Origin of the sequence: Vibrio sp. L85, from assembly GCF_963871815.1 — a bacterium.
Classification (GTDB): domain Bacteria; phylum Pseudomonadota; class Gammaproteobacteria; order Enterobacterales; family Vibrionaceae; genus Vibrio; species Vibrio harveyi.
This window is the reverse complement of the sequence record NZ_CAWMYL010000253.1, coordinates 88,633-114,444: the sequence shown is the minus strand read 5'-3', so window position 1 is coordinate 114,444 and position 25,812 is coordinate 88,633. Positions and strand designations below refer to the sequence as shown.

Below are 25,812 nucleotides of genomic sequence, written 5' to 3'. Positions count from 1 at the left end.
TTACAAAAGCATCAAAAAAGCCTGCGATTTCGCAGGCTTTTCTTTTTCTATCAGTGCATTAGGGTTTACGTCTAATCAATTGGCTAAGCATAAACAGGAATGTTGCACTAATGACAACAGAAGGACCTGCTGGCGTATCGAAGTGCCAAGATAGGCTTAACCCCATTAACACTGCAATCGAACCGATAATCGAGGCAAACAATGCCATTTGCTCTGGTGATGAGGAAACTTTGCGCGCAGTGGCTGCAGGGATAATCAGTAGAGAAGTCATGATCAATGCGCCAACAAACTTCATACCTACTGCGATGACCACACCCACCATCAGCATTAATACCAAACGCACTAGATCGGTATTCACGCCCTCCACGGCGGCAAGCTCTTCGCTGACTGTGCTGGAGAGCAGTGGGCGCCAAAAGATGTACAAACACGCACTTACAGCAACAACACCAGCGTAGATGAACATCAGATCTTGTGGCGAGACCGCAAGCAAGTCACCGAATAGGTAGCTCATAAGATCTACGCGAACGTTGTCTAAGAAACTGACGGACACTAAACCAATGGACAGTGCACTGTGCGCCAAGATACCAAGCAAGGTATCTGTCGCCACAAGCTGTTGTTTTTGCAGAGTCACAAGCAGGACCGCTAACGCTAAACAGCAAACTAGTAGCGCAAGATATAGGTTCACATTGAGTAAAAAGCCCAGCGCTAACCCCATTAACGAGGCGTGAGCAAGGGTATCGCCAAAGTAAGCCATTTTTCGCCAAACCACGAATGAGCCAAGTGGACCTGCGATGAGCGCAATACCAATACCAGCCAGAATTGAAGGCAATAAAAACTCAATCATGATGATGATGTCCGTGAGAATGGTTTGAACAAGATGTAGCATCGCCAGTGACTGGTGAACCCGCTAAATCGTGGTGGTGATGCTCATGATCATGATGGTAAAAAGCCAGAGATTCTCGAGTCGCATTACCAAACAGCGCAATGTAAGAAGGGTGCTGGGTGATGGTTGCCGGTGAGCCAGAGCAGCACACATGATGATGCAAGCAAATCACATCGTCAGTTTTAGCCATCACTAAGTGCAAGTCATGAGACACCATGAACACACCGCAGTCAAATCGGTGGCGGATGCTCTCAATTAAGTCATAGAGATCGATCTGACCTTGAACATCGACCCCTTGAGCGGGTTCATCTAATACCAACAATTCTGGACGTTGTAGTAGGGCGCGTGCGAGCAATACTCGTTGGTTCTCTCCGCCAGATAGACGGTGCATGTTACTTGCGATGAGATGCTCAGCTCCAACAAGGCGTAGCGCATCGAGACATTCCTGCTTGCTATACTTGCCAGCAAGGTTCAAAAAGCGAATGACATTGAGTGGCAGTGAATCGTTGAGTTTCAGTTTCTGAGGAACATAACCAATTTTCAGTTTACGTTGCTTCGTTAACTTACCGCTGGTCGGTTTTTGGAGACCTAGAATGACTTTAACTAATGTCGATTTTCCCGCTCCGTTGGGACCAATTAGGGTGGTGATCTTGCCCTTTTCTAATTCCATAGTGATATTGTCGAGAACTCTGCGTTCGTCAAACTCGACGCACAGTTGCTCAAGACGGACTAGTGAAGACATGAATGAAACTCATTTGCAAAATAATAATGTTATAATGTAACATTATCTCACTTTCCACGCCATACCCCAAGTAAAACTATGAAAAGAGCTATTATTCTTGCTGTCTCAGCAATATTAACGTTACCTGCTCACGCGGTAACTGTGTTAACCAGTATCAAACCAATTCAAATGATCACGACCGAGCTTACTGAAGGCGTAACGGCTCCGGACGTATTGCTACAAAACAATGCATCTCCGCATGATTACGCGTTGCGCCCTTCTGATGTCCAGAAAGTAGCAGCAGCGGATCTGGTGATTTGGTATGGGCACGACCTCGAACCATTCCTTGAAAAAGTGGTGACAGATAGAGGGAACACACTAACACTAAGCCAAATTCCAGGTTTGTCGCTGCGAGAGTTTGGTAGCGAGCATTCTCATGATCACGATGGTCATGACCATGGTACACATGATCCTCATTTTTGGTTGGGTGTTGAAACAGTACAACAGGTCGCTAATGCAATTGCACACAAGTTAGCGGAAGTTGATCCAGTACATGCCGATACGTACGCCAACAACCTGAAGAAATTTGAAGTAAAGTTGAACGCGACTGATTCTGAGATTAAACAGCAGCTTGCTCCAGTCAAAGATAAAGGTTACTTCGTATTCCATGATGCTTATGGGTATTTTGAAGAGCGTTATGGTTTGAATCAAATGGGTCACTTCACTGTTTCACCGGACCGTAAACCTGGTGCAAAAACACTGATTCGTATCCGTAAAACGTTGGGAACCGGTGATGTAGCGTGCGTGTTCTCTGAACCTCAGTTTACTCCGGCGGTTATTGAGAGTGTGATGCGCGGCAGTGACGTTCGTTCAGGTGTTCTTGATCCGCTGGGTAGTGAGGTTGAGGTGAAATCTGGAAGTTACTTCGAATTTCTTAAAGGAATGTCCAACAGCTTTAGTCAATGTTTGAGCGAAAAGTAACAATTGTGTTGTGCTTCTCTACACGGAATACGTTTTTAACGTGATCTGGCAGTAAGAATTACAAACCTTAAGCGCAGTGAGTCTTTTCTATCAAAGGATTTGAGATATCATTATCAATAATTAGCGGCTCAAAATAACCATATAGACACTTAGCTATGGAAGGCATGAGTGAACCATGAGTCGCACGTATTGATACATGTAAGGATTTTATCTTGCTGCGCCAATTAGCCCTCTTTTTCTGGGCTTTTATCCTCTCATTTCAAGCGTTTGCTTCAAGTGAAGCGAATGCGATCTTTTACCCTTTGCCAAATCAGGTTAAGGGGACTTTTATTGCGGCAAAAAAATTGTTCCCGGGTGAGCATGGTGGGCTTTGGATTCACGATGTCCACGGACGGGTGCTGTTTTATGATGGGCAAACCACTTTGCCAAAATCAGGCAGTTTTCTACGAGCGAAAGTAGAACAACTGGCATACCACAAAGGCTCATTCTGGACGTTTATCGAAAACGAGGTATATCAGACTTACCCTAACCAAGAACGTCGCTTGGTCTTTAGTCTCAATCCTGGTTCTCAAATTCGTAAGATTGGCTCATCTGGCAATTTTATCTGGGTTAGTGACGGCGCGCATTTCTATACCTACAATATTGAAACCAGTGAACTTAACTCCTTCTCTTTACTGCAACTCTATCAGCATAGTAACAACAGTTACGTCTATATTAATGACGCCATTTTCGTCGAAACGAAGTGGGCGTTAGCGACGACATCAGGTGTATATCTATCAGAGGGGAGCAAGTTCAACCATGTTGTTTCGTCGGGTAAGCACTACATAGAAAAAGTGTATTACTCACATACTCGTCGAGAGATTCTGGTCGGAACGCTAAAAGGCGCGCTGATTTTTAATATCTCCGAACCAGATAAACCTGTCATTCGAATTGGTACATCTCACGTTCTTACATTTGCAGAAACCAACCAAGAGTATTGGGTCGGAACGGAGCAAGGGCTTTATTTGTATTCGTTCTTAAGCGGAGATGTAACTCAAGTCACCCCGGCAAGCTTCCTTGAGCTGGAATTAGCGACCACTAAGATCTACTCGTTATTGAACGACAACATGGGCGGTATGTGGATTGCTACCAACCAAGGCATTCGTTATTACTCATTATTTAGTAAAAAATTCGAGCGAACAACGTTCAGTAGTTACGATCAATTGACACTTTCTGGGCGAATCCGCCAAACGTTGACGGGACCTGATGGTGCGCTTTGGTTTGCTGATGATCATAAGCTTTATCGCTCAGGACCTAAGGCAATTAGTGAGGTTTTAGATTTATCTTCTCAGATTAATGAGTTCGCTTTTCAAGGTGATAAGTTATGGATAGCGACAGCAAATGGCCTTGAGATATTCGATCTTGAGAACTTAACCCCAATGACCTTCCCGTATTTGCAAGTCATTGCAGGACGAGCCGTTGATCATATTGTGGCTGACGGGGCGAGCCGATTGTGGGTATCAAGTGGTTATCAACTGTTTAATATCGACGCTGAAAAGCAAGAAATGCGTAACTTTGGCAGTGACTGGTTAGTGAGTCAGTATCTACCTGCCAAAATTACTCGTTTGTATGACAAAGAAGAGTTGCTGCTGATTGGTACCGATCACGGTGTCTATGAGTATGATGGAGAGCGGATTCGTTTTAACCGTTTCTCTGAAAAGTATGGAGAGTCGCTTGATATCATTACTGCTAATGATGGCTCTCAATGGTTTGCATCTGCTTACGGTGTTTTTCGAACCATCCCGGGTCGTAACGAAAAGCAGGTGATGGAAATGAGTGTTTCAAACTCTCGGCCCGCTTGTTTACTGAGTGATTCTGAAGGGGTTTGGCTCGCTTCATCGGTAGGGTTAAGCTATTACCATCTCTCCGGTCAGTTGATGAAGCACTATTCCTCTTCTTCAGGCTTAATTAATAATGAATTTCTTCCAGGCGTTTGTAATCTGATTCGACGTTCAGAGGATAGTGACCGCCAACTTATCTTTGGATCTCAATACGGTTTAGTGAAAGCTGATTCATCAAAACTGCTAGTGTCTAATACGCCAGAGTCCAAACTTATTGTTAGCCAAGTCATGTTGGAAAATGATGTTGTTCAAGTAGGAAGCTCTGACTTAGAAGATATGAAGTTGCCTTATGGGTCTTCATTGAGTTTCTTGTTTGGTGTGATGCCAAAACCAGATAACCAAAACCTCTACTATCGCTTGAATGAGAGTGAACAATGGCAATCTCTGGAAGGTGGACAGTTAACACTAGAGCACTTAAATTCCGGAGATTATCACCTTCAAGTAAGTAATGACTCACAACTCGCCTCTGGTTTGATTGGACTTGAATCTAAGTTTACGGTACTCAAGCCTTGGTATTTGTCAAAGTTGGCAATATCTGGATTTACGTTAATTACGATCGCAACGTTAGCACTCCTGATGTACTGGCGTTCGCGATTTGTATTGCAAGCGAACCGTGATCTAGCGGCGCAGGTGACATTAAAAACCAATCAGTTACGTCATCAAAGTCGAGTTCTATTGACGAGCAATCAACAGCTTAGAAAGCAAATTCAAGTGAGAAACTTGCTGGTGGACCATGTTGCACAATCAATTAAATCTAGTGTGGATTCGATTGCCCATAAGCTTCCACTGGATTTAGATTCAGTAACTCAAGATCACCTTTCTAAAACCTATTGGCAATTGAACGAGCTTAAGAGCTCACCAGAAGATACCAGCAATGGTAGTCAAAACTATAACTTAAGCCAGATTACCCAGTCCGTCGTTGATGTGTGGCGAGAGGACTTCACTAAAGCTGGCATTAGTGTTGAGTTAGAAGATGACAACAAAGCGAGCCGTATTTCACTCGAAAGCTTTAATCTTGATGTCATTTTTAACAGCATCTTCGCCAATATTATTAAACGCTCTTTTAGAGGGCAGTCGGTTAAGTTGGTATTGGAGGAGGGGAATGACATTGTCTCGTTAAGTTTTATCGATCATGGTACCCAGTTACCGAGTAAGGCTTCGACGATGCGACCATCAAACAGCAGCAATGTTGATTTAAGTATGGATAATTTGCCTCAATTGGTGGCGGTCAGCGGTGGTCATTTATCTATGTTTGCGTCGGATGCTCAAAATAAAATTGAAATCACGTGGCCATGTGCTCAAGAACCGAGTCATGTCGAAGAGGTCTTGCCGGAGTTTGCAGAAGTAGAGAAACCACAGCAAGATACATCGCCGGAACAAGAATGGTTGATGAAAGTGTATCAACTTGTCGCAGAACATTATCACGACCCAGAATTTGGTACAGCGTCTGCAGCGAAGATGCTCTATATGTCAGAAAGAAGCCTACAACGACGATTTAAATCTGCTTCTTCACGAACATTGAAAGACTACTTAACGGAAGTTAGGTTGGAAACCGCATGTGAACAATTGCTCGCTGGTGAGAAGATCAGTGAAGTTGCCTTTAACTGCGGCTTTAATGACCCGTCGTACTTTAGCCAGAAGTTTAAGCTACATTTCGGGCTGCCACCTTCTAAGTTCGCAATGACTCAAGAGAGCCAAACAAGCCTCTAGCTCTTAATTCGACATTACCGAGCCTAGCCTTAGCGTTGGGCTTTTTTACGTCTGTAAGGTAAACGGTATCGTAAAGAGCTCAATATAGATTCTGGACACAAGGGAATGACATTTAGTCTGGCGTGATGTGTGATGCGTGATAAAGGGCTCGAGCTATATAACGCAGAGTACGTGCAGCACAATGGCGATATAGTGTTGTGATAGATAATGAGAATAACAGGGATTTGTTCGAGTAAAACGTTTAGGAATTATTGGGACTTAATTGAGAAGCGAATGAAGAAAGAGAAGAAAAAAATATCGTGGTATAGCCGGGGGGACTATACCACGGGTGTCAATGACACCTTCGCTTGCTGCCGGAGTGACATGTTGCCATGCCACCTCTGGAATTCTTTTGAGAGGCTGTTGTCTCTCGATGGGTTAACTATACGAGACCTTACTTATTTTTCTTATAAAAATAACGACAGCTTTATGTGAGAAAAGCGACAAGTTGCCTTTTTCTATTTAAGGTGCTGAATTTATTGATTTTTTAATTTTTCGAAACTGCAAATGTTACGCTTGTGTTAATTTGCATTTGTCTGAAAATATTCAATTTTGACGAAAATGACGTGAAATTAATTAACGGAGTTGACGTTAGATTTCGCCAAAAGCATTAATGAAATCTTTGATTTCACACAATGAATGAGAGGGTATAGAAGAGTAACATTAGCGCCCTATACTATTAATAATAATATTTATCATTTGCACTACTCTTAAGGGCCACTATGAAGCTATCAGAAATCAAACCTGGCGAAACAGTGACAATTCGGTTGTTAGAAGGACTTACGTCGGACGTCAGAAAAAAGCTAATGGTAATGGGACTACTTCCTAATACTGAGGTTAAAGTTATTCGACGCGCACCAATGGGAGACCCACTGCAAGTTGAAGTTCGTGGTGTTTCTGTTGCATTACGAGAGACTATTGCGCAAAACATCGAAGTGGAGCGAGCATAATGCAATACCAAATTCTTACTGTTGGTAACCCAAACAGCGGTAAAACCACACTTTTTAATGGCCTGACTGGTGCAAAACAACAAGTTGGTAACTGGGCTGGTGTAACGGTTGAAAAGAAAACTGGTCAGTTCAAACATGCTGGTGATGAATTTCTTCTGACGGACCTTCCGGGTATCTACTCTCTCGACAGTGGCAATGATAGCAATAGTATCGACGAATCTATCGCATCGCGTGCGGTTTTGACGCACCCTGCTGATCTGATTATCAACGTAGTAGACGCAACGAGTCTTGAGCGCAGCTTATATATGACGCTACAACTGCGTGAACTTGGTCGTCCTATGATTGTTGTATTAAACAAAATGGACGCACTTAAGCGTGAACGCCAAGTCATCAATGTTGCAGAACTAGAAAAAACCTTGGGTTGTCCAGTCGTTAGCCTATCAGCGACAAATAAAGCACAAGTTGCAGAATTTAAAGAGAAGTTGCACAAGTCAGTGGTTCAAGGTGTTGCACTAAAAGACATCGCTTTGAATTACGGCGAACAAATGGAAGCGGCGATCAACAACGTTTCGGCTCTTTTCAATGATCAAACCGTTTCTAACCGTGCTCTAGCAATTCGTGCACTGGAAAAAGATGCACTGGTTCTTAACAGCATGTCGGATGCTGATCGCAATAGCGTTGAAAACACAATTGCAGAACTTGAGCTTGATGTTGACTTACATGTTGCAGATACAAAATACACACGCCTTCATGAAGAGTGTAAGAAAGTACGTCGCAGTGAGGGCAAGCTAAGTCGCAGTGTGACTGAAAAGCTAGACCAATTTATCTTGAACAAGTGGGTGGGCATTCCATTCTTCTTCATTGTTATGTACCTAATGTTCATGTTCTCTATCAACATTGGTAGTGCGTTCATCGACTTCTTTGATATCGGTGTCGGTGCTCTGTTGGTTGATGGTGGACACCACTTGTTAGACGGTCATTTGCCTGTGTGGTTAGTGACGGTGCTTGCTGATGGTATTGGTGGTGGTATCCAAACGGTTGCAACCTTTATTCCAGTTATCGCGTGTTTGTACTTGTTCTTAGCGGTACTAGAAAGCTCAGGCTACATGGCTCGTGCCGCATTCGTACTAGATAAAGTGATGCAGAAGATTGGTTTACCAGGCAAAGCATTCGTACCGCTTGTTCTTGGTTTTGGCTGTAACGTACCGTCAATCATGGCAACCCGTACTCTAGATCAAGAGCGTGAGCGTAAACTAGCTGCATCTATGGCGCCATTTATGTCATGTGGTGCTCGTCTACCAGTATACGCACTATTCGCTGCGGCATTCTTCCCAGGTTCTGGTCAGAACATTGTATTCGCACTTTACCTACTTGGTATTGTGGCAGCGATCTTCACGGGGCTTTTCCTTAAGCACACGCTTTACCCAGGTAGCAGTGACAGCCTAGTAATGGAAATGCCTGACTATGAGCTTCCAACGTTACAAAACGTGGTGATCAAAACTTGGCAAAAGCTAAAGCGCTTCGTTCTTGGTGCAGGTAAAACCATCGTTATCGTTGTTGCTATTCTGAGTTTCTTCAACTCATTGGGTACTGATGGCAGCTTTGGTAACGAAGACAGCGAAAACTCTGTGCTTTCTAAAGCAGCGCAAGTTGTGACTCCAGTATTCGCGCCAATCGGTGTTCAAGAAGATAACTGGCCGGCGACGGTAGGTATCATTACCGGTATCTTCGCAAAAGAGGCGGTAGTTGGTACGCTTAACAGCCTATACACTAAACCAAGCGATGGTGAAGACGCAGAATTTGATCTAATGGGTAGCCTAGAAGAGGCAGTAATGAGTATCCCTGAAAACCTAGCCGGTTTGAGCTACTCAGATCCACTAGGCATTGAAGTTGGTGACTTAACTGACTCAAATGCAGTTGCAGAAGAACAAGAAGTCGATGCTTCTATCTTCGGTAACATCAAATCGCAGTTTGCTTCTGGCAATGCCGCATTTGCTTACCTAATCTTTATCCTACTGTACACACCTTGTGTGGCGGCGATGGGGGCTTACGTACGTGAGTTTGGTCATAAGTTCGCACGCTTTATCGCGGTTTGGACAATGGGCTTAGCTTACCTATGTGCGACGTTCTACAACCAATTGACGCATTTCGCAGATAGCCCAGTGACAAGTGGTATTTGGATGGCTGTGATCGTTGCTATCTTCTTTGGTACCTACCGCGTGTTCAAACAAGTTGGTAAGAAACAAAACGGTGCATTAGAGGCGCAAGTGGCATGATTTTAAAAGAGCTTTATCAATACATTGCAGACAAAGGAACCGTCTCCCAGTCAGATCTGGCTAAACAGTTTGGGATGAGTGAAGATGGCGCCGACGCGATGTTAAACGTGTGGATTAAGAAGGGCAAAATTAGCCGCCTAGTCGACACTAATAAAGCTCATGACGTGACTCGTGTTCGCTACTCAGTGACTAAACAAGATGGTTTGTCTTTGACAGTCACCATGTAGCGGTTGTCAAAATTAGTCACCTAAAAAGTTATTACGTAAAAACGACAAAGCCGCATCAGCAATGATGCGGCTTTTCTTTTGCTGGTTATTGTTTGTGAATACAGCGAAATTAATGCTCTTCAGAGTGTTTAGTCACGCCTAACCCTAGGAACTTCAAACCAAGACTTAAAACTAAAATCGAAATAGGTAATGTTAAGATCGTCCAATCTAAGCTGTCGAAGTTAATCAGCACGAGCTCTAAGAACTTCACAAACAAGATCACGATGATGACTTCAGCCAAAATGTTTTTTAGGTGGCCGATGTTTGGGGTTCTGATCCAATGCAAAACCGACGGTTCTTGTGTTTTCGCTTTAGCTTTGTTGGAAATAAACAGTGTGTAGATGCCGTGAGCAAAGATGAACAAAACTAGTGCGACAAGAAACGTATCCAGTGATTTGATCAAATATGCGATCGCGATGTCTGCTTTATCTAAATGTGCGAGCGCTTCTGGAGGTGTTTGATTGAGAATGAAGACCGCAAATGCCGAATAGGTTTTTGCTGCGCCCATAACAAAAAGCAAGAATGAAGCAGCCATAGAACAGATGATGGCGATCCAGCTGACGTATCGGAATGTGTTGAAGACTTGTTTCATGATGACCCTCTCTAACTGAGTTGGCAGTCTAAACAAGTTTTATTTTAGTGATAATCCTAGAAAAATGAGAAAGATTGTTACAAATGCGTATTAATCTTTCTCTGTCTGTTTCAGCCGTATTCAAAGGCGAATTATTTTCGCTGGCAGCGGCTATGCTTTTTGGAAAATAGAGCTCAGTGATAGCACGTTTTTAATACGGCCAAGCAATTCGTTTTGCTCTTCTTCTGTACGGAATTCACCTTTGGTGTTGCCCCAAACTGGTCCCGGCCATGCTACGTCATCTTTGAAGCGAGCAATATGGTGAATGTGTAGCTGAGGTACCATGTTACCTAGTGCGCCTAGGTTTAACTTGTCTGGACGGAATGTTGCTTCTAGTGCTTGGCTTACTGCCTGAGACTCTAGCAAAAACTGTTGCTGTTCTTTCATTGGCAAGTGGTGAAGCTCTTTTAGGTTTGCACGTTTTGGTACCAAGATAACCCATGGCACTGCATTGTCTTTATGTAGAAGTGCTACGCACAGTGGGAAGTGACCGATAACGGTGGTGTCTTTTGCCAATTGAGGGTGCAGTTCAAAACTCATTATATTATCCGATTTGAATTGAATGACATCAGTATACGCCAGATAAAACAAAAGGTTGACGCTTTCACGCCAACCTTTCGAAATCATCTCGATTCTCGATTCTCGATTCTCGATTCTCGATTCTCGATTCTCGATTCGCTTACATACGCTCTAGAGTATCAATACCTAGTAGAGACAGACCTTGCTTGATGGTCTTCGCTGTTAGCGCTGCTAGTTTCAGACGGCTTTGTTTCACTGCTTCGTCTTCAGCAACTAGGATAGGACATGCTTCGTAGAAGCTAGAGAACTGACCTGCTAGTTCGAATAGGTAGCTACACATGATGTGTGGTTGACCTTCACGAGCAACAGATTGAACCGCTTCTTCGAACTGCATCAGTTTTGCGATAAGCGCTTTTTCTTTCTCGTCAGTGATCTTAATTTCACCTTGTAGATCATCCATAGAAACGCCAGCTTTAGCGAATACAGATGCTACGCGAGTGTAAGCGTATTGCATGTACGGTGCAGTGTTACCTTCGAACGCTAGCATGTTGTCCCAATCGAACACGTAGTCTGTGGTGCGGTGCTTAGAAAGGTCTGCGTATTTAACTGCTGCCATTGCAACTGTGTTTGCGATCGCTTTCTTCTCGTCTTCTGCTAGTTCTGGGTTCTTAGATTCGATCAGCTGTGCTGCACGAACTTCTGCTTCGTCAAGAAGATCAGCAAGACGAACCGTACCACCTGCACGAGTCTTGAATGGCTTACCATCTTTACCTAGCATCATACCGAACGCGTGATGTTCAAGAGATACTGACTCTGGCACGTAACCCGCTTTACGAACGATAGTCCAAGCTTGCATTAGGTGTTGGTGTTGACGAGAGTCGATGAAGTAAAGTACGCGGTCTGCGCCTAGTTCTTCGTAACGGTATTTCGCACATGCGATGTCCGTTGTTGTGTATAGGAAGCCGCCGTCGCGTTTCTGAACGATAACGCCCATCGCTTCGCCGTCTTTGTTCTTGAACTCTTCAAGGAACACAACTTGCGCGCCGTCATCTTCAACTGCAAGACCTTGTGCTTTAAGGTCCGCTACGATCTTAGGTAGCATGTCGTTGTACATGCTCTCGCCCATTACGTCATCACGAGATAGAGATACGTTTAGACGATCGTAGTTACGCTGGTTTTGGATCATAGTTACGTCAACCAGCTTCTTCCACATTTCTGCGCAGAACTCGTCGCCGCTTTGCAGTTTCACAACGTAGTTACGTGCTTTCACTGCGAATTCTTCGTCTTCGTCGTACAGTTTCTTAGACTCACGGTAGAAGCCTTCAAGGTCAGCCAGCTCCATAGAAACTTCGCCAGACTCTTGTTGTACACGCTCAAGGTTTGCGATAAGCATACCGAACTGAGTACCCCAGTCACCGATGTGGTTCGCACGGATCACTTTGTGACCTAGGAACTCAAGAGTACGTACTACGGCATCACCGATGATGGTTGAACGTAGGTGACCAACGTGCATTTCTTTAGCAACGTTTGGTGCAGAGTAGTCAGCAACGATAGTTTGAGCTTCGTCTGCCGCAACGCCAAGACGTGAGTCAGCCAATGCTGCTTCCGCTTGCTTTGCTAGGAACTCTTCGCTTAGGAAAATGTTGATGAAACCAGGACCTGCGATTTCTGTCTTGCTCGCAATACCGTCTAGGTCTAGAACATCCAGTACTTTCTGTGCAAATTCTCGTGGGTTAGTACCCAGTTTTTTAGCAACGCCCATTACGCCGTTTGCTTGGTAGTCACCAAATTGTGGCTTTGCTGATTGGCGTACTGCCGCAGGACTGCCTGCAGGTGCGCCAGCGGCTTCTAGAGCCTGAGATACTTTGTCATTAATAAGTGCTTGGATATTCACACGCGTTTCCTTCAATTCAAGGACGAAGAACTCGGCGAAGTAAGTGCCGAGTTCTGTTGGAGTTCACAAAAATGGGGCTAATGATAACAACTTTATTGCTTTTCATACAGAGAGGAATTGGGGAAATTTATACTTTTTCGATTGAATGGAAATGTGGCTTGGTTTGCGTTTACTATTGCGCTCAGAGTAATGAGATAAATCGCCCCATGAGAGAGCCACAATGACGACTCAACTAGTTGAAAAACGCCTAGCGCCTGAATTGATGATCCAAGATCTGGATGCATTTATTGCGAAGATTGAAGAGCTTGCATCCCTGTTAAAACTGGATCTGAGCTTTGCTCAAGCTGACCATATTGCGCTGCGTATTAATGATACTGAAATAGCGAAAGCCGCGCATGAAGCATGGAATCAATACGGTAAGGTGATTTCACAAGCGAAAATCAACGGTCGCCCGATTATTGTTATTGAATTCGACAAAGCGTTGGAAAGCCGTGGTTGGAAGATTGAGTGTCTGGAGCTGCCATACCCAGCGGAAGGCAAAGTCTACCCAACTGAAAGCTGGGAACATGTGGAGTTCGTGATTCCATCTCACGCCGATACCGCAGATGAGTTTCTTGCTGATTTGAAACACACTTACCCAGCGTTTGGCGTGCGTTTTGACGAGCTAGAAGAGCTAGGTGTGAAGATCAAACTGTCGAGCCCGAAAGGGGAAGGCGAACGCTTGAACAACCCAACCGTGGCGTTTAAGTATCAAGGCATTTGTATCAAGCTGCACCCGCATTCACTTAAGCGTATTGTGGAGTCTGAGCAGGCTGAATAAGTTGGCTCTGAATAACTATAAAGAAGAAAGGGTTGCCAAATGAGCAACCCTTTCTTTTTTCAAATACGACGAATTTAAAGAATAACCGTCTTATTACCGTAGACAAAAACGTGGTCATTGATCACTTTATTCAAAGCCTTGCTCAATACGTTCTTCTCTACATCGCGACCTGCTTGCGCCATATCTTGTGCGCTGAACGTGTGATCCACTGGAATAACGTCCTGCTTGATGATTGGCCCCTCATCCAAGTCATTCGTTACAAAGTGCGCCGTTGCACCGATGATCTTCACACCGCGGTCGTAAGCCTGCTGATATGGCTTAGCACCGATGAAAGCGGGTAAGAAACTGTGGTGAATGTTGATGATCTTGTGACGGTATTTCTCTACGAAAGTCGGAGTGAGAACACGCATGTACTTCGCAAGTACAAGGTAATCGGCATCGTATTGATCAATCACTTCAAGCATCTTCTGCTCGTGCTCTTCACGGCTAAGATCTTCGTGAGTAACGTGATGGTAAGGGATATCAAAACGTTCAGTGAGTGTTTGAAGTTTGTCGTAGTTACCAACAACAGCAGCAATTTCAACATCTAAGCTGCCATCGTAAGTCTTCATCAGAATATCACCCAGACAGTGCGCTTCTTTGGTTACTAGGATGACGATGCGTTTACGGCGAGAGCTAATGAGTTTGCGTTTTGCACCTTGTGGCAGCGCTTGGTCTAAATCGGCGAGTAGCGTTTGATCGTTGAAGTAACCCTCCAACTCGGTTCTCATGAAAAAGTGCCCACTGGTGTTGTCAACAAACTCGTTATTATGAACGATATTCAGCTGATGCTTATAACAGATATTGGTGATTTTTGAGATCAAACCCGGTGCGTCAGAACAATGGGTTAACAGTGTTTTCTTTTCCATAAATCAGATACTTCCATGCATTATTTTTCTAGCGTACGAATAAAAGGGTCACGTCAGAAGCGTGAATCGTACTGCAATCTGACTTCATAAATAATCTATTCTCGGCGCGGTTTCAACAAATTATCCGCGCGATGCTAAAACCTAGTGCTTTTGTTGGCTGATGTTTACGCTCAACTCCTGATATACTCACGACAATTTTTCCAACCAGATGTCAGGCATGATCGCAAAAACATTCTCCTCTGAGGGCGCGTTAGGCAAAGCCATTCCGGGCTTTCAAGCTCGCCAGCCACAAATCGATATGGCAGAAGCTGTCAGCAGTGCGATCAAAGACCAAACTCAGCTGGTGGTAGAAGCCGGAACGGGAACGGGTAAAACCTTCGCTTACCTTGTGCCTGCGCTATTAAGCGGTAAAAAAGTCATCATCAGTACGGGGTCGAAGAACCTGCAAGAGCAGTTGTATCACCGTGACTTGCCGTTGATGGTCAGTGCTTTAGGCTTTTATGGACAAGTGGCGTTACTAAAAGGTCGTTCCAACTACCTATGTTTGGATCGTCTTAGCCGCCAAATGGTCGAGAGTCATACTAATGAAGCCGATCCAACATTGTTGACCCAATTGGTAAAGGTTCGCACTTGGTCGTCTGAAACCAAAACGGGCGATTTAGGGGATTGTGAGGACCTGCCAGAAGACAGCATGATCATCCCAACCATAACCTCCACCAACGATAACTGTTTGGGTAAAGAGTGCCCGAGCTACACCGATTGTTTCGTCTTAAAAGCACGCAAACGCGCAATGGATTCAGACATTGTTGTCGTTAACCACCACTTGTTCCTTGCAGACCTTGCGATCAAAGAAACCGGTTTCGGTGAATTGATCCCAGAAGCTGACGTATTCATTTTCGACGAAGCCCACCAGCTTCCTGACATTGCCAGCGAATACTTCGGACAATCGATCTCTAGCCGTCAGATCCAAGAGCTCGCCAAAGACATTGAGATTGCTTACCGCACAGAAGCAAAAGATATGCGCCAGCTACAAAAAGTCGGCGATAAGCTGATGCAAAGTGCGATGGATATGCGCATCGTACTGGGCGAGCCGGGCTTTCGTGGTAACTGGCGTGAGGCGTTGCAATCAGAATCGATCAAGCGTGAGTTGGTGCGTTTAACCGATAGTTTAGATTTGGCGATTGATGTGTTGAAACTGGCGCTAGGTCGAAGCCAATTGCTGGATACTGCCTTTGAGCGTGCCAACCTGATCAAAGGACGAATTGACCGCGTCTGTGATGTCGATATTACCGGTTACTCATACTGGTACGACACGTCTCCCCGTCATTTCGCTCTGCACATTACACCGCTATCGGTGGCGGAGAAATTCCATGAGCAAATCGAAATCAAACAAGGCGCGTGGATTTTCACGTCTGCAACCTTAGCGGTTTCGGGGGACTTTAAACACTTTACCGACCGGCTTGGATTGAAGCCTAAACAGCAGTTTTCGTTACCATCTCCGTTCGATTACGAGAAGCAAGCACGTTTGTGTGTACCTCGTTATCTACCAGAACCAAACAGCCCAGGTTTAGCCGACAAACTGGTGCGAATGCTTGCGCCTGTAATTGAAGAAAACGACGGGCGTTGTTTCTTTCTTTGTACTTCGCACAGCATGATGCGTGAGCTTGGTGAACGCTTCCGTGAAGTACTGGATCTGCCTGTGCTAATGCAAGGTGAGATGAGCAAACAAAAGACCCTTGCGGAGTTTATGGAACTGGGTAATGCACTGCTGGTGGCGACGGGTGCATTCTGGGAAGGGATCGATGTTAGAGGTGATGCGCTGAGCTGTGTTATCATCGACAAATTACCGTTTACTGCCCCTGATGACCCGCTACTCAAAGCCCGAATCGAAGATTGTCGATTACGTGGCGGTGAGCCGTTTGCAGAAGTGCAAATCCCAGATGCGGTTATCACGTTAAAGCAGGGCGTAGGACGTTTGATTCGAGACCAAAAAGACCATGGTGCCTTAATCATTTGCGACAACCGTTTGGTAACGCGTGATTATGGTGGCACCTTCCTCGGCAGTTTACCGCCAATCCCAAGAACACGGGATTTGGAACGAATCAAAACATTCCTAAAAACAGAACAACCTGCCGCAGACTAATGCGCTGTGGCATCAATAAATTAAAGAAGAATTGTAGAGAGTTACATGAGCGCAAAAATTCTTGCTATCGATACGGCAACTGAGAACTGTTCAGTTGCGCTACTGGTTAATGACCGAGTGATTTCACGCAGTGAAGTGGCTCCTCGTGATCACACTAAGAAAGTGCTGCCTATGGTAGACGAAGTACTGAAAGAAGCCGGTCTAACTCTACAAGATTTAGACGCATTGGCGTTTGGTCGTGGTCCGGGCAGCTTTACTGGTGTTCGTATCGGTATTGGTATCGCGCAAGGTTTGGCGTTTGGTGCTGACTTACCAATGATTGGCGTTTCAACGTTGGCTGCGATGGCACAAGCAAGCTACCGCCTGCACGGTGCAACGGATGTTGCGGTTGCGATTGATGCGCGTATGAGTGAAGTTTACTGGGCACGTTACACTCGCCAAGAAAACGGTGAATGGGCAGGTGTGGATGCAGAATGCGTTATTCCACCAGCACGACTTGCGGAAGAAGCGCAAGCAGACGACAAAACGTGGACTAAAGCAGGTACTGGTTGGGATGCTTACCAAGAAGATCTTGGCAAACTGCCACTCAACTTAACGAGCGGTGATGTGCTTTACCCTGATTCACAAGACATTGTGATTCTTGCTGAGCAGGAGCTTAAGAAAGGCAACACAGTTCCAGTAGAAGAATCGAGCCCGGTTTATCTGCGTGATAATGTGACGTGGAAGAAACTTCCGGGTCGCGAATAATCGGTCTTTCAATGATTTGACAAAGTGCAGGGCGTTCGCCCTGTATTTTTATGGAGCGTTATGGCGTCTATCAATGGTTTACCTCCTGCGTTAATACCGGGTGCAAATCGCACCAATAAAGTCGGTAAAAAAGGGCAGGTAAAGAAAGCTCAAGATAAGCAGCCCGTTGGTCAACCTTCTAAGGTGGCGAACTCTGTCGCGCATTCCATTAAGCAAGTGGATGAGTCTCAGATTCATCGCGCTCAAGTGCAATATGATTTGCCCGAGGGTCATGCTCGCAAAGCAATGGAACAGTATATGGACGTCATGAATCGAGCGAAGAAAGAGGAACTTGCTCAGTTACTTGGTGTCGATATCTATGTGTAAAACAACGAATTTATAGTGGGGGTTTATGAAACTTTCTGGACGTATTTTTCTGGTTATTATCGCGGCATTCGGGCTTTCTGCCTGTAGTTCTCTTCCTGAAGAGCTGAATGCAAGCACCGAGCAGGTTTTGACGGATTACAAAGCCTTTGCTGAAGACCAAGGACAGGCTGCTAATGATGTCCGTCTTGGTGGTGTTATCGCGAAAGTGGATAACTTGAAAGACCAAACGCGCCTAGAGATCGTAAACCTACCAATCAGCAAATCAGGCAAGCCGGACATCGACCAAGAACCAACGGGGCGCTTCGCGGTTTATTTTGATGGTTACCTAGAGCCGGTTGCTTTCAGTAAAGGTCGAATCATTACTGTAGTGGGTAAAGGTGCGGGTGAAGAAGAAGGCAAAATTGGCGAGCATCAATACATCTTCCCAGTCATCAAAGGCGATGGTTACCGCTTATGGAAGATTGAAGAGCGCGTACGTATGTACGACACGCCAACCTATTACTACCCTTGTTACTCCATTAACTGCCGCATGTGGCGAAATGATTTCCCGCAAGACGGTAAGGTGATCAAGAAGGTTAAATAATCTGTGATGAATGAGCGCCGTTTCGAACTCCCAAATGGGAGCATGGCAGCCTTAGAAATCGGAAACGAAAAAACGACTGCTTGTTCAGTCGTTTTTCTTCATGGGTGGATGGATAACGCAGGCAGCTTCAAAACCTTGATGAACGCCATCCATCAGCACAACCCTGATCTTCATCTACTAGCAATTGACCTATTTGGTCATGGCTTATCCAGTCATAAATCCTCAGACAATTACTACCCCTTCCACGACTACATTGCTGATTTACACCAATTATTGGATGAATTATCGCCAAACAGACTGGTGTTAGTAGGGCATTCACTAGGCGCTTTAATCGCAAGTTGCTATAGTGCTGCCTTTCCTGAACAGGTCGAAACGTTAGTGCAAATTGAAGGGGCGGGTCCACTCGCAGAACAGCCTTCCAATAGCGTAAAACGACTGCGTGATGGCGTCCTTAACCGACAACGTCAACGCAACAAACCGGAGCGAGCTATCGCTTCTTTCGATCTGGCGTTAAAGCTACGCATGCAAGCGAATCACCTGACCGCCGAGCAGTTGATGCCAATCGTAGAGCGCGGAACTGAATGTCGCGAGAACCAATGGTTTTGGCGACACGATGCCAAATTAAAGTGCGATTCTCTTTATCGCATGGCTCAGGATCACGCGAACTCGATCACCAGCCAAATACGCTGTCCGCACCTAATCATATTGGGTGACAAAGGATTTCAGCATTTACAGTCTAACCAAGTCGATTGGGGCGAAAATCCACCGAATGTGGTTTCTGTCGCGGGTGGGCATCATTGCCATTTAGAGCAAACACTCGAGGTCGCAGAGCGAATTCTTGGTGTAGTTAACAAAATTTAAACAAGTGTTTGAGAGTTACGTGCTCAAGCACGTTTGCTGTGCTGTAATAGTGCTCAAAATAAAAAGGACGCTATTTTTTAGCCAGTTATAAACGAGGAGTAACATCGTGGATAAACCATGGCTTTCACGTTATCCAAGTGACGTACCTGAAACCATTAATCCAGAGCAATATGAGTCTTTGGTAGAAATGTTCGAGCAGTCTGTTCAAAAATACGCAGACCAACCGGCATTCATGAACATGGGCTCGGTCATGACCTTCCGCAAATTGGAAGAGCGTAGCCGCGCATTCGCCGCATACCTACAAAACGAACTTAAGCTGAAGAAGGGCGACCGCGTTGCTCTTATGATGCCAAACCTGCTTCAATACCCTGTCGCGCTATTTGGTATTTTGCGTGCAGGCTGTATCGCTGTGAACGTGAACCCACTTTACACTCCTCGTGAGCTTGAGCACCAGCTAAACGATGCTGGCGCAACGGCGATCGTTATCGTTTCTAATTTCGCGAACACACTAGAGCAAATCGTAGAAAACACGCCAGTGAAACACGTGGTTTTGACCAGCCTTGGTCAAATGCTGCCACGTGCGAAAGGTACACTTGTCGACTTCGTGGTTAAGTACGTGAAGGGCATGGTGCCTAAGTACGATCTACCGGGTGCAATCTCAATGCGTAAAGCGTTGCACAAAGGTCGTCGTCTTCAGTACGTGAAACCATTTATGTCTGGCGATGATATTGCATTCCTACAGTACACTGGTGGTACAACGGGCGTAGCGAAAGGTGCAATCCTGACGCACCGCAACATGATCGCTAACGTAATGCAGGCGAAAGGCGCTTATGGTCCTGTATTGTCTCCGGGTCGCGAGCTTGTTGTTACGGCACTGCCTCTTTACCACGTATTTGCACTGACGGTGAACTGTCTACTGTTCGTCGAAATGGGTGGCAACAACCTGCTTATCACTAACCCGCGTGATATTCCGGGCTTTGTGAAAGAGCTGCAAAAATACCAGTTCACTGCTATTACTGGCGTTAACACCCTGTTTAACGCGCTAGTGAACAACGAAGATTTCCATGAGCTAGATTTCAGCAACCTTCGCCTAGCAGTAGGTGGTGGTATGGCAGTACAACGTGCCGTCGCTGAAAAATGGCAAAAGACCACGGGCTGTTACCTACTAGAAGGTTACGGTCTAACAGAATGTTCTCCATTGGTGGCGGCTTACCCGCATGACCTAGTGGAATACAACGGTTCTATCGGTCTGCCTGTGCCATCAACTGAAGTACGTATTGTTGATGAAGAAGGTAACCCACTAGCAAACACAGAGACAGGTGAGCTTCAAGTGCGCGGTCCTCAAGTGATGCAAGGTTACTGGCAGCGCCCTGAAGCGACTAAAGAAGTGATCAACGAAGACGGTTGGCTATCGACGGGTGACATCGTTAAATTTGACGATGAAGGCTTCCTACACATCGTTGACCGTAAGAAAGACATGATTCTTGTGTCTGGCTTCAACGTTTACCCGAACGAAATCGAAGACGTGGTTGCTCTGCACGGTAAAGTGCTAGAAGTCGCGGCAATCGGTCAGCCTCACGAAGTGTCTGGTGAGTTGGTGAAGATCTACGTTGTAAAACGCGATCCGAGCCTAACCAAAGACGAAGTGATTGCACACTGTCGCCAACACCTAACTGGCTACAAAGTGCCGAAGTTGGTTGAGTTCCGTGAAGATCTACCTAAGACCAACGTAGGTAAGATCCTTCGTCGCGTACTGCGTGAAGAGAACGACGCAGAGCTAGCGAAGAAGAGCGCATAAGCGGATTTCTTTGTGCAACAATCATTTATTGCCAAATAGTGTTAGAATGCCAGCGTTTTGCTGGCATTTTTTTATAGCGAGAAGCATGTGAACTATCAGATCATTACGAAAAACAAAGACCTAGAAGAAGTCTGCGCTCTAGCAAGAGAAGCCGACGTAGTTATGCTGGATACCGAATTCGTGCGAATCAGGACTTACTATCCGCAACTAGGTTTGATTCAGCTTTTCGATGGCAAACAACTTTCCCTTATCGACCCGACCGAACTGACTGACATGACGTCGTTCGTCGAGTTGCTAAAAGACACCTCAGTGCTAAAAGTACTGCACGCGTGTGGTGAAGATTTAGAAGTCTTCCAAAATGCCTTTGGCTGCACACCATTCCCAATGGTGGATACTCAGTTGATGGCGGCATTTTTGGGTCACGGTCTGTCGACGGGCTTTGCTACGCTGGTGGAAGAATACCTAGGCGTGGAGCTAGACAAGAGCGAATCTCGCACTGATTGGATGGCGCGCCCACTTACTCAAAAGCAGCTTGATTACGCCGCGGCCGACGTACACTACCTAATGCCTCTTTACGAGAAGCTATTAGATAAAGTCAACGAAGCTGGCTGGTGGGAAGCGGTTCAGCAAGAGAGCGACCTGCTTGTATCAAAGCGTATTCGTAACTTAAATGAAGAAACCGTCTACCTCGACATCAAAGGTGCATGGCAGCTAAGACCGGCTGAACTTGCGATTCTTAAGCCTTTGGCGACTTGGCGCTACCGCGAAGCGATTAAGCGTGACCTAGCGTTGAACTTCATCTTCAAAGAAGGCGACTTGCTGACGGTGGCTCGCCTTGGGTTGACAAACTTTAAGAAGATGGAAGCGGAAGGCATCGACATTCGTGCGATTAACCGCCATGGCGCACGAATTGCTGCTATCGTGAAAAGTGCAAAGCAAACACCTGCCGATGATTACCCAGCTAAAATCGAGCGTTTGATGGATTACCCAGGCTACAAGCAAATCTTCAAGAACATGAAAGATGTGGTGAAGGTAGCATCGCAAACATCAGGCTTGGCGACCGAGTTCTTGGCGTCTAAAAAGCAGATCAACCAAATCATCAGTTGGGTATGGAAGAAAGACCGCGATCCAGCGCGTCTACCGGATGTAATGCAAGGCTGGCGTCTTGAATTACTCGGCGAGAAGATGAATAAGGTGCTGAAGTAAGTACCAAATAAAAAAGGTTGGCACTATCGCCAACCTTTTTTGTAACACGCATATGTAACTGGCTTTGAAGCCAAAACCTATTTTCAACAACCCGAGTACGCTAGTCATAGATTCTGAATCACGCTCGTGCCTCGCTGTTCAGAATGACGAAGGGGTCTTGAGTCATTCCAGCGAAGCTGGGTGAAAGCCAAAAGCTTAAGTGAGACTAGGAATCTACTGACGGCCCGCTTTAAAGCCAAAACCTTCTTTCACCAAGCCGAGTACTCTGGTAATAGATTCTGAATCGCGCTCGTACCTCGCTGTCCAGAATGACGAAGAGGAAGACTCTCAAGCAAAGTCGAAAAGTAATTACTTCTCGTCTTCTGGCAGCTTCACGTTTAGCTCAAGAACCGAAATATCATCGTCCTTGTGCTCAAACGTCAAATCCACCATGTTTGGATCAATCGCAACGTATTTGCTGATCACCTTCAAGATGTCCTCTTTCAATTGAGGCAAGTAAGAAGGCGCAGGATCGTTCTGGCTACGACGCTCAGCAACGATGATCTGCAAACGCTCTTTGGCTAGATTCGCAGAAGTTTTCTTTTGCGGGCGGAAAAATTCTAATAGTGACATTTCTAGCCTCCGAATAGTCGTTTAAAGATTCCTTTCTTCTCCTCGGTAAGGAAACGAAATTCAACCTGGTTGCCCAGTAGGCGGTCTACCGTATCAGAGTAAGCCATGCCTGCGTCTGTGTTCTCGTCAAAGATCACTGGCACACCTTTGTTTGATGCGTTTAGAACTGCTTGGCTTTCTGGAATCACGCCCAGTAGAGAAATGTGTAGGATCTCTTCTACGTCTTCAACGCTTAGCATTTCACCTTGTGTTACGCGAGATGGGTTGTAACGCGTCAGCAATAGGTGCTGCTTAACAGGCTCAAGACCTTGCTCAGCACGTAGAGACTTAGAATCCAAAATACCTAGGATGCGGTCAGAATCACGTACCGAAGACACTTCTGGGTTGGTCGTTACAATCGCTTCATCTGCGTAGTACAGCGCCATCAAAGCACCTTGCTCGATACCTGCTGGAGAGTCACAGATGATGAAGTCGAAGCCCATTTCATCCAACTCAGTGAACACACGTTGCACGCCATCTTTGGTTAGCGCGTCTTTATCACGTGTTTGAGAAGCTGGAAGAATGAATAGGTTATCTGTGCGCTTGTCTTTAATCATCGCTTGGTTAAGCGTTGCTTCACCGTTGATGACGTTAACAAAGTCATACACCACGCGGCGTTCACAGCCCATGATAAGATCGAGGTTACGCAAGCCGATATCAAAATCGATCACCGCAGTCTTTTTGCCCTTAAGAGCCAGACCAGAGGCGATGGCTGCGCTTGAAGTGGTTTTACCAACGCCACCTTTACCAGACGTTACTACAATAATGCGTGCCATTTTATTTCCTTTTTAGACTAAATCGTGAGTGTTTCTAGATGTAATGATTCTTCGGCTTTACTGATCATTACTTTCTTTTGCCAATACTCACTCTCAATTTGATCGCTCAACCAGTAATCTCCTGCAATGGAAACCAGTTCAGCTTGTAAATCGTGACAAATAATTCGTGCTTCTTGTTGACCACTCGCCCCAGCAATGGCGCGTCCGCGTAGAGTGCCATGAATGTGGATAGAGCCATCAGCAATCACTTCTGCACCAGCGCTTACGTGTGCTAGTACAACCAAGTCACCGTCTTTGGCGTAAATCTGCTGACCAGAACGCACAGGCGTACGAACGATTTTGGTCGGCGCCATTTTCGCTGGTGCTTGAGTTGGAGATTTGCTCGCAGACATGATGGCGAAGCCCGCTTCTGAGGCAAGGTTTTGAACGCGCTTATCTTTACAGCCAGTCACACCAACCGGAATAAACCCTGCATCGGCGATGCCTTGTTTAAGTGTGGTGAAATCAATGTCGCCTTCTACTTTTGCTATATTGATAACCAGAGGTGCGGATGCGAAGAAAGAGGGTGCTTGAGAAACCTTTTCTTGCAAAAATTCGACAGTCTTAGCGATCTCGTTGTCAGAAAGGTGTAAAACTGACAATGTAAAACTGCTACCTTTAAGGTCAGGTGAATGGGTCATCGTGGACTTCTTGCCTTTATTGAAAGAGCGTTGCCTTAAACTAGGTCTGTCATGTTATATTTCATCCTTTAGCGCAGCAAGTTCTCAAGCGGGCAAATAAGTGAATTAATCTCAAATTTGCTATCAAGTTTGCGAGAATTTTACGTTTTCAACAAAATCCGCACTCAAAGCGGGTAAATCAGCACAAAAGGCTCGTCATGCTTTGTTCTATTTATAAAAGCTCCAGAAAAGAAGGCACTTATCTCTATATTCCGAAAAAGGATGATTTCTCACAGGTTCCTGACACGTTAATGCAGATGTTCGGTAAGCCTATGCCGGTGATGACAATCAAACTTGATGGTCGTACTTTGGCACAAGTTGATGTCGAGAAAGTGAAAACGTCACTAATCAATGATGGTTTCTTCCTACAGGTTCCGCCTCCGCCGGAAAACCTACTAGAAAAATACAAAGAACAAAAAGCCCAGCAGAAAGGCGAATAACGTCACCGCTTTTCATCTGGGAATTCTGCCTCGCTCAAGGAGGGCGATATGAAAAAGATACTGGCAGTAATGCTCAGCGTTGGTATGTGCACTTCAGCCTTTGCAAGCAGCGATGGCTTTGATGAATACCTAAATAAATTGCGTGCAGAAGCGCGTGATAAAGGCATTTCCGAACAGGTGATCAGTGCCGCTTTTGCTGATGTGGAATACAAACCACGAGCAGTCAAAGCCGACCGTAACCAACCTGAGAAGAAACTGACGTTAGATGAATACATTCCGCGCGCGGTACCTGAGTGGAAGGTAAAACAAGCGAAGCAACTGTATAAAGAACACTACGCTGAGCTAAAACGCATTGGTGATGAGTTTGGCGTGCAGCCGCGCTTTATCGTTGCACTTTGGGGCGTGGAAAGTAACTTCGGTAAGTTCACTGGTAACTTCCGCGTGATCGACGCGTTGTCGACCATGGCGTTTGAGGGCCGCCGTGAAGAGTTCTTCCGTAAAGAAACCATGGCGGCACTACAAATCCTAGATGAAGGTCATATCGAGCTAGAGAACTTCAAAGGTTCTTGGGCTGGTGCGATGGGTCAATGTCAGTTTATGCCAAGCTCATTCCTACGCTTTGCCGCGGATGGTAACGGCGACGGCAAGAAGGATATCTGGCAATCAGAAGCTGACGTGTTTGCTTCTACTGCGAACTACCTAAGCAAATCTGGCTGGGATGATAAGTTCACTTGGGGTCGTCAGGTTAAAGTGCCACACGGCATTGACCACAACCTGCAAGGTCGCGAAGCGGAAAAAGGTAAGTATCTGCAAGAGTGGAGCAAGCTTGGCATCACCAAATACGATGGCAGCCCACTTCCTAAGCTGGACGAAGACATCAAAGCATGGTTGATCATGCCAGACGATGAGAACGGTCGTACTTACCTGGTGTACAACAACTACAATGTGTTGATGAAGTGGAACCGCTCTTACTACTTCGCACTGGCGGTAAGTCATTTAGCTGACCGCATCACATTCTAGATTGAATGTATAAACGAATAAAAA

Annotated in this window: 24 protein-coding genes; 15 read left to right on the top strand and 9 right to left on the bottom strand. The window is 45.6% G+C overall.

All coding sequences use genetic code 11. The features are described 5' to 3' along the window. Positions 1-58: 58 nt before the first annotated feature. A complete protein-coding gene (gene znuB, locus AACR11_RS28820) occupies positions 59-844 on the bottom strand; it encodes a zinc ABC transporter permease subunit ZnuB (RefSeq protein WP_029788518.1) in 786 nt (261 codons plus the stop codon). After that, positions 837-1,625 carry a zinc ABC transporter ATP-binding protein ZnuC gene (znuC, locus tag AACR11_RS28815; protein WP_009698581.1) on the bottom strand — a complete coding sequence of 263 codons (789 nt, stop codon included), beginning with the start codon at positions 1,623-1,625 and terminating at the stop codon, positions 837-839. The genes znuB and znuC overlap by 8 nt, the downstream gene beginning before the upstream one ends. A 78-nt stretch (positions 1,626-1,703) precedes the next feature. Here znuC and znuA point away from each other — a divergent pair, with 78 nt between their 5' ends. The 5 genes from znuA (at position 1,704) to AACR11_RS28790 (ending at position 9,667) form a co-directional block, all read left to right on the top strand. After that, complete coding sequence (znuA, locus tag AACR11_RS28810) at positions 1,704-2,585, top strand: zinc ABC transporter substrate-binding protein ZnuA (protein WP_017188397.1); 882 nt, start codon at positions 1,704-1,706, stop codon at positions 2,583-2,585. Between the two features lie 212 nt (positions 2,586-2,797). Continuing rightward, positions 2,798-6,175 carry an AraC family transcriptional regulator gene (locus tag AACR11_RS28805; protein ID WP_029788519.1) on the top strand — a complete coding sequence of 1,126 codons (3,378 nt, stop codon included), beginning with the start codon at positions 2,798-2,800 and terminating at the stop codon, positions 6,173-6,175. A 761-nt stretch (positions 6,176-6,936) separates the two neighbouring features. After that, the gene (locus AACR11_RS28800; RefSeq protein WP_005426705.1) at positions 6,937-7,164 is read left to right on the top strand and encodes a FeoA family protein; all 228 of its coding nucleotides are present in this window, start codon (positions 6,937-6,939) and stop codon (positions 7,162-7,164) included. Beyond that, complete coding sequence (gene feoB / locus AACR11_RS28795; RefSeq protein WP_029788520.1) at positions 7,164-9,440, top strand: Fe(2+) transporter permease subunit FeoB; 2,277 nt, start codon at positions 7,164-7,166, stop codon at positions 9,438-9,440. Before AACR11_RS28800 ends, feoB begins: the two co-directional genes overlap by 1 nt. After that, positions 9,437-9,667: a FeoC-like transcriptional regulator gene (locus AACR11_RS28790; RefSeq protein ID WP_005382192.1), complete on the top strand. Its 231-nt coding sequence runs from the start codon at positions 9,437-9,439 to the stop codon at positions 9,665-9,667. The genes feoB and AACR11_RS28790 overlap by 4 nt, the downstream gene beginning before the upstream one ends. 109 nt (positions 9,668-9,776) lie before the next feature. Here AACR11_RS28790 and AACR11_RS28785 read toward each other — a convergent pair whose 3' ends face one another. From AACR11_RS28785 to argS, 3 genes are all read right to left on the bottom strand, one after another. Beyond that, positions 9,777-10,298 carry a YqhA family protein gene (locus AACR11_RS28785; RefSeq protein WP_017818955.1) on the bottom strand — a complete coding sequence of 174 codons (522 nt, stop codon included), beginning with the start codon at positions 10,296-10,298 and terminating at the stop codon, positions 9,777-9,779. Between the two features lie 150 nt (positions 10,299-10,448). Then, positions 10,449-10,877, bottom strand: coding sequence for an HIT family protein (locus AACR11_RS28780; RefSeq protein ID WP_005446436.1), 429 nt, complete (start codon positions 10,875-10,877; stop codon positions 10,449-10,451). A gap of 139 nt (positions 10,878-11,016) precedes the next feature. Beyond that, complete coding sequence (gene argS / locus AACR11_RS28775) at positions 11,017-12,750, bottom strand: arginine--tRNA ligase (protein WP_005446437.1); 1,734 nt, start codon at positions 12,748-12,750, stop codon at positions 11,017-11,019. Positions 12,751-12,970: 220 nt separating this feature from the next. Between argS and AACR11_RS28770 the strand changes: the two genes are divergently transcribed. After that, entirely contained in the window at positions 12,971-13,570 is a 600-nt protein-coding gene (locus AACR11_RS28770) for a VOC family protein (RefSeq protein ID WP_029788521.1), read from the top strand. A gap of 74 nt (positions 13,571-13,644) precedes the next feature. Here the strand turns inward: AACR11_RS28770 and purU are convergent, their stop codons facing one another. Continuing rightward, positions 13,645-14,478 (bottom strand): formyltetrahydrofolate deformylase, encoded by an 834-nt coding sequence (gene purU / locus AACR11_RS28765; RefSeq protein ID WP_005428723.1) that lies wholly within the window; start codon positions 14,476-14,478, stop codon positions 13,645-13,647. A 217-nt stretch (positions 14,479-14,695) separates the two neighbouring features. Between purU and AACR11_RS28760 the strand changes: the two genes are divergently transcribed. The 7 genes from AACR11_RS28760 to rnd all read left to right on the top strand — a co-directional run bounded on the left by AACR11_RS28760 (position 14,696) and on the right by rnd (position 22,182). Further along, positions 14,696-16,621 carry an ATP-dependent DNA helicase gene (locus AACR11_RS28760; RefSeq protein ID WP_029788522.1) on the top strand — a complete coding sequence of 642 codons (1,926 nt, stop codon included), beginning with the start codon at positions 14,696-14,698 and terminating at the stop codon, positions 16,619-16,621. A gap of 45 nt (positions 16,622-16,666) precedes the next feature. Continuing rightward, positions 16,667-17,368: a tRNA (adenosine(37)-N6)-threonylcarbamoyltransferase complex dimerization subunit type 1 TsaB gene (gene tsaB / locus AACR11_RS28755; RefSeq protein WP_005446440.1), complete on the top strand. Its 702-nt coding sequence runs from the start codon at positions 16,667-16,669 to the stop codon at positions 17,366-17,368. A 60-nt stretch (positions 17,369-17,428) separates the two neighbouring features. Then, positions 17,429-17,734: a hypothetical protein gene (locus AACR11_RS28750; protein WP_029788523.1), complete on the top strand. Its 306-nt coding sequence runs from the start codon at positions 17,429-17,431 to the stop codon at positions 17,732-17,734. A gap of 25 nt (positions 17,735-17,759) precedes the next feature. Beyond that, a complete protein-coding gene (locus AACR11_RS28745; RefSeq protein WP_005437007.1) occupies positions 17,760-18,317 on the top strand; it encodes a Slp family lipoprotein in 558 nt (185 codons plus the stop codon). Between the two features lie 6 nt (positions 18,318-18,323). Further along, positions 18,324-19,178, top strand: a complete 855-nt coding sequence (locus AACR11_RS28740) for an alpha/beta fold hydrolase (protein ID WP_029788524.1) — start codon at positions 18,324-18,326, stop codon at positions 19,176-19,178. 106 nt (positions 19,179-19,284) lie between these two features. Further along, the gene (gene fadD, locus AACR11_RS28735; RefSeq protein ID WP_005437015.1) at positions 19,285-20,976 is read left to right on the top strand and encodes a long-chain-fatty-acid--CoA ligase FadD; all 1,692 of its coding nucleotides are present in this window, start codon (positions 19,285-19,287) and stop codon (positions 20,974-20,976) included. Positions 20,977-21,063: 87 nt separating this feature from the next. After that, the gene (gene rnd / locus AACR11_RS28730; RefSeq protein WP_029788525.1) at positions 21,064-22,182 is read left to right on the top strand and encodes a ribonuclease D; all 1,119 of its coding nucleotides are present in this window, start codon (positions 21,064-21,066) and stop codon (positions 22,180-22,182) included. A gap of 348 nt (positions 22,183-22,530) precedes the next feature. Here rnd and minE read toward each other — a convergent pair whose 3' ends face one another. The 3 genes from minE to minC are packed head-to-tail and all read right to left on the bottom strand — an operon-like array spanning position 22,531 to position 24,289. After that, a complete protein-coding gene (minE, locus tag AACR11_RS28725) occupies positions 22,531-22,794 on the bottom strand; it encodes a cell division topological specificity factor MinE (protein WP_005437690.1) in 264 nt (87 codons plus the stop codon). A 2-nt stretch (positions 22,795-22,796) separates the two neighbouring features. Further along, entirely contained in the window at positions 22,797-23,609 is an 813-nt protein-coding gene (minD, locus tag AACR11_RS28720) for a septum site-determining protein MinD (RefSeq protein ID WP_005446449.1), read from the bottom strand. A gap of 17 nt (positions 23,610-23,626) precedes the next feature. Continuing rightward, positions 23,627-24,289 (bottom strand): septum site-determining protein MinC, encoded by a 663-nt coding sequence (gene minC, locus AACR11_RS28715; RefSeq protein ID WP_005446451.1) that lies wholly within the window; start codon positions 24,287-24,289, stop codon positions 23,627-23,629. A gap of 197 nt (positions 24,290-24,486) precedes the next feature. Between minC and AACR11_RS28710 the strand changes: the two genes are divergently transcribed. Both AACR11_RS28710 and AACR11_RS28705 read left to right on the top strand, forming a co-directional pair. After that, positions 24,487-24,768, top strand: coding sequence for a YcgL domain-containing protein (locus tag AACR11_RS28710; protein ID WP_005430875.1), 282 nt, complete (start codon positions 24,487-24,489; stop codon positions 24,766-24,768). Between the two features lie 48 nt (positions 24,769-24,816). Then, a complete protein-coding gene (locus tag AACR11_RS28705) occupies positions 24,817-25,788 on the top strand; it encodes a lytic murein transglycosylase (RefSeq protein WP_009698569.1) in 972 nt (323 codons plus the stop codon). The last annotated feature ends 24 nt before the right edge of the window (positions 25,789-25,812 follow it).

Excerpts from the sequence above, each read along its gene's own strand:
- AACR11_RS28790 (WP_005382192.1), top strand. The coding sequence starts at position 9,437 with ATGATTTTAAAAGAGCTTTATCAATACATTGCAGACAAAGGAACCGTC.
- AACR11_RS28800 (WP_005426705.1), top strand. The coding sequence starts at position 6,937 with ATGAAGCTATCAGAAATCAAACCTGGCGAAACAGTGACAATTCGGTTG.
- AACR11_RS28745 (WP_005437007.1), top strand. The coding sequence starts at position 17,760 with ATGAAACTTTCTGGACGTATTTTTCTGGTTATTATCGCGGCATTCGGG.
- AACR11_RS28770 (WP_029788521.1), top strand. The coding sequence starts at position 12,971 with ATGACGACTCAACTAGTTGAAAAACGCCTAGCGCCTGAATTGATGATC.
- znuA (WP_017188397.1), top strand. The coding sequence starts at position 1,704 with ATGAAAAGAGCTATTATTCTTGCTGTCTCAGCAATATTAACGTTACCT.
- AACR11_RS28740 (WP_029788524.1), top strand. The coding sequence starts at position 18,324 with ATGAATGAGCGCCGTTTCGAACTCCCAAATGGGAGCATGGCAGCCTTA.
- AACR11_RS28750 (WP_029788523.1), top strand. The coding sequence starts at position 17,429 with ATGGCGTCTATCAATGGTTTACCTCCTGCGTTAATACCGGGTGCAAAT.
- AACR11_RS28760 (WP_029788522.1), top strand. The coding sequence starts at position 14,696 with ATGATCGCAAAAACATTCTCCTCTGAGGGCGCGTTAGGCAAAGCCATT.
- znuB (WP_029788518.1), bottom strand. The coding sequence starts at position 844 with ATGATTGAGTTTTTATTGCCTTCAATTCTGGCTGGTATTGGTATTGCG.
- purU (WP_005428723.1), bottom strand. The coding sequence starts at position 14,478 with ATGGAAAAGAAAACACTGTTAACCCATTGTTCTGACGCACCGGGTTTG.
- AACR11_RS28705 (WP_009698569.1), top strand. The coding sequence starts at position 24,817 with ATGAAAAAGATACTGGCAGTAATGCTCAGCGTTGGTATGTGCACTTCA.
- minD (WP_005446449.1), bottom strand. The coding sequence starts at position 23,609 with ATGGCACGCATTATTGTAGTAACGTCTGGTAAAGGTGGCGTTGGTAAA.
- znuC (WP_009698581.1), bottom strand. The coding sequence starts at position 1,625 with ATGTCTTCACTAGTCCGTCTTGAGCAACTGTGCGTCGAGTTTGACGAA.
- feoB (WP_029788520.1), top strand. The coding sequence starts at position 7,164 with ATGCAATACCAAATTCTTACTGTTGGTAACCCAAACAGCGGTAAAACC.
- AACR11_RS28780 (WP_005446436.1), bottom strand. The coding sequence starts at position 10,877 with ATGAGTTTTGAACTGCACCCTCAATTGGCAAAAGACACCACCGTTATC.
- minE (WP_005437690.1), bottom strand. The coding sequence starts at position 22,794 with ATGTCACTATTAGAATTTTTCCGCCCGCAAAAGAAAACTTCTGCGAAT.
- AACR11_RS28710 (WP_005430875.1), top strand. The coding sequence starts at position 24,487 with ATGCTTTGTTCTATTTATAAAAGCTCCAGAAAAGAAGGCACTTATCTC.
- AACR11_RS28785 (WP_017818955.1), bottom strand. The coding sequence starts at position 10,298 with ATGAAACAAGTCTTCAACACATTCCGATACGTCAGCTGGATCGCCATC.
- minC (WP_005446451.1), bottom strand. The coding sequence starts at position 24,289 with ATGACCCATTCACCTGACCTTAAAGGTAGCAGTTTTACATTGTCAGTT.
- tsaB (WP_005446440.1), top strand. The coding sequence starts at position 16,667 with ATGAGCGCAAAAATTCTTGCTATCGATACGGCAACTGAGAACTGTTCA.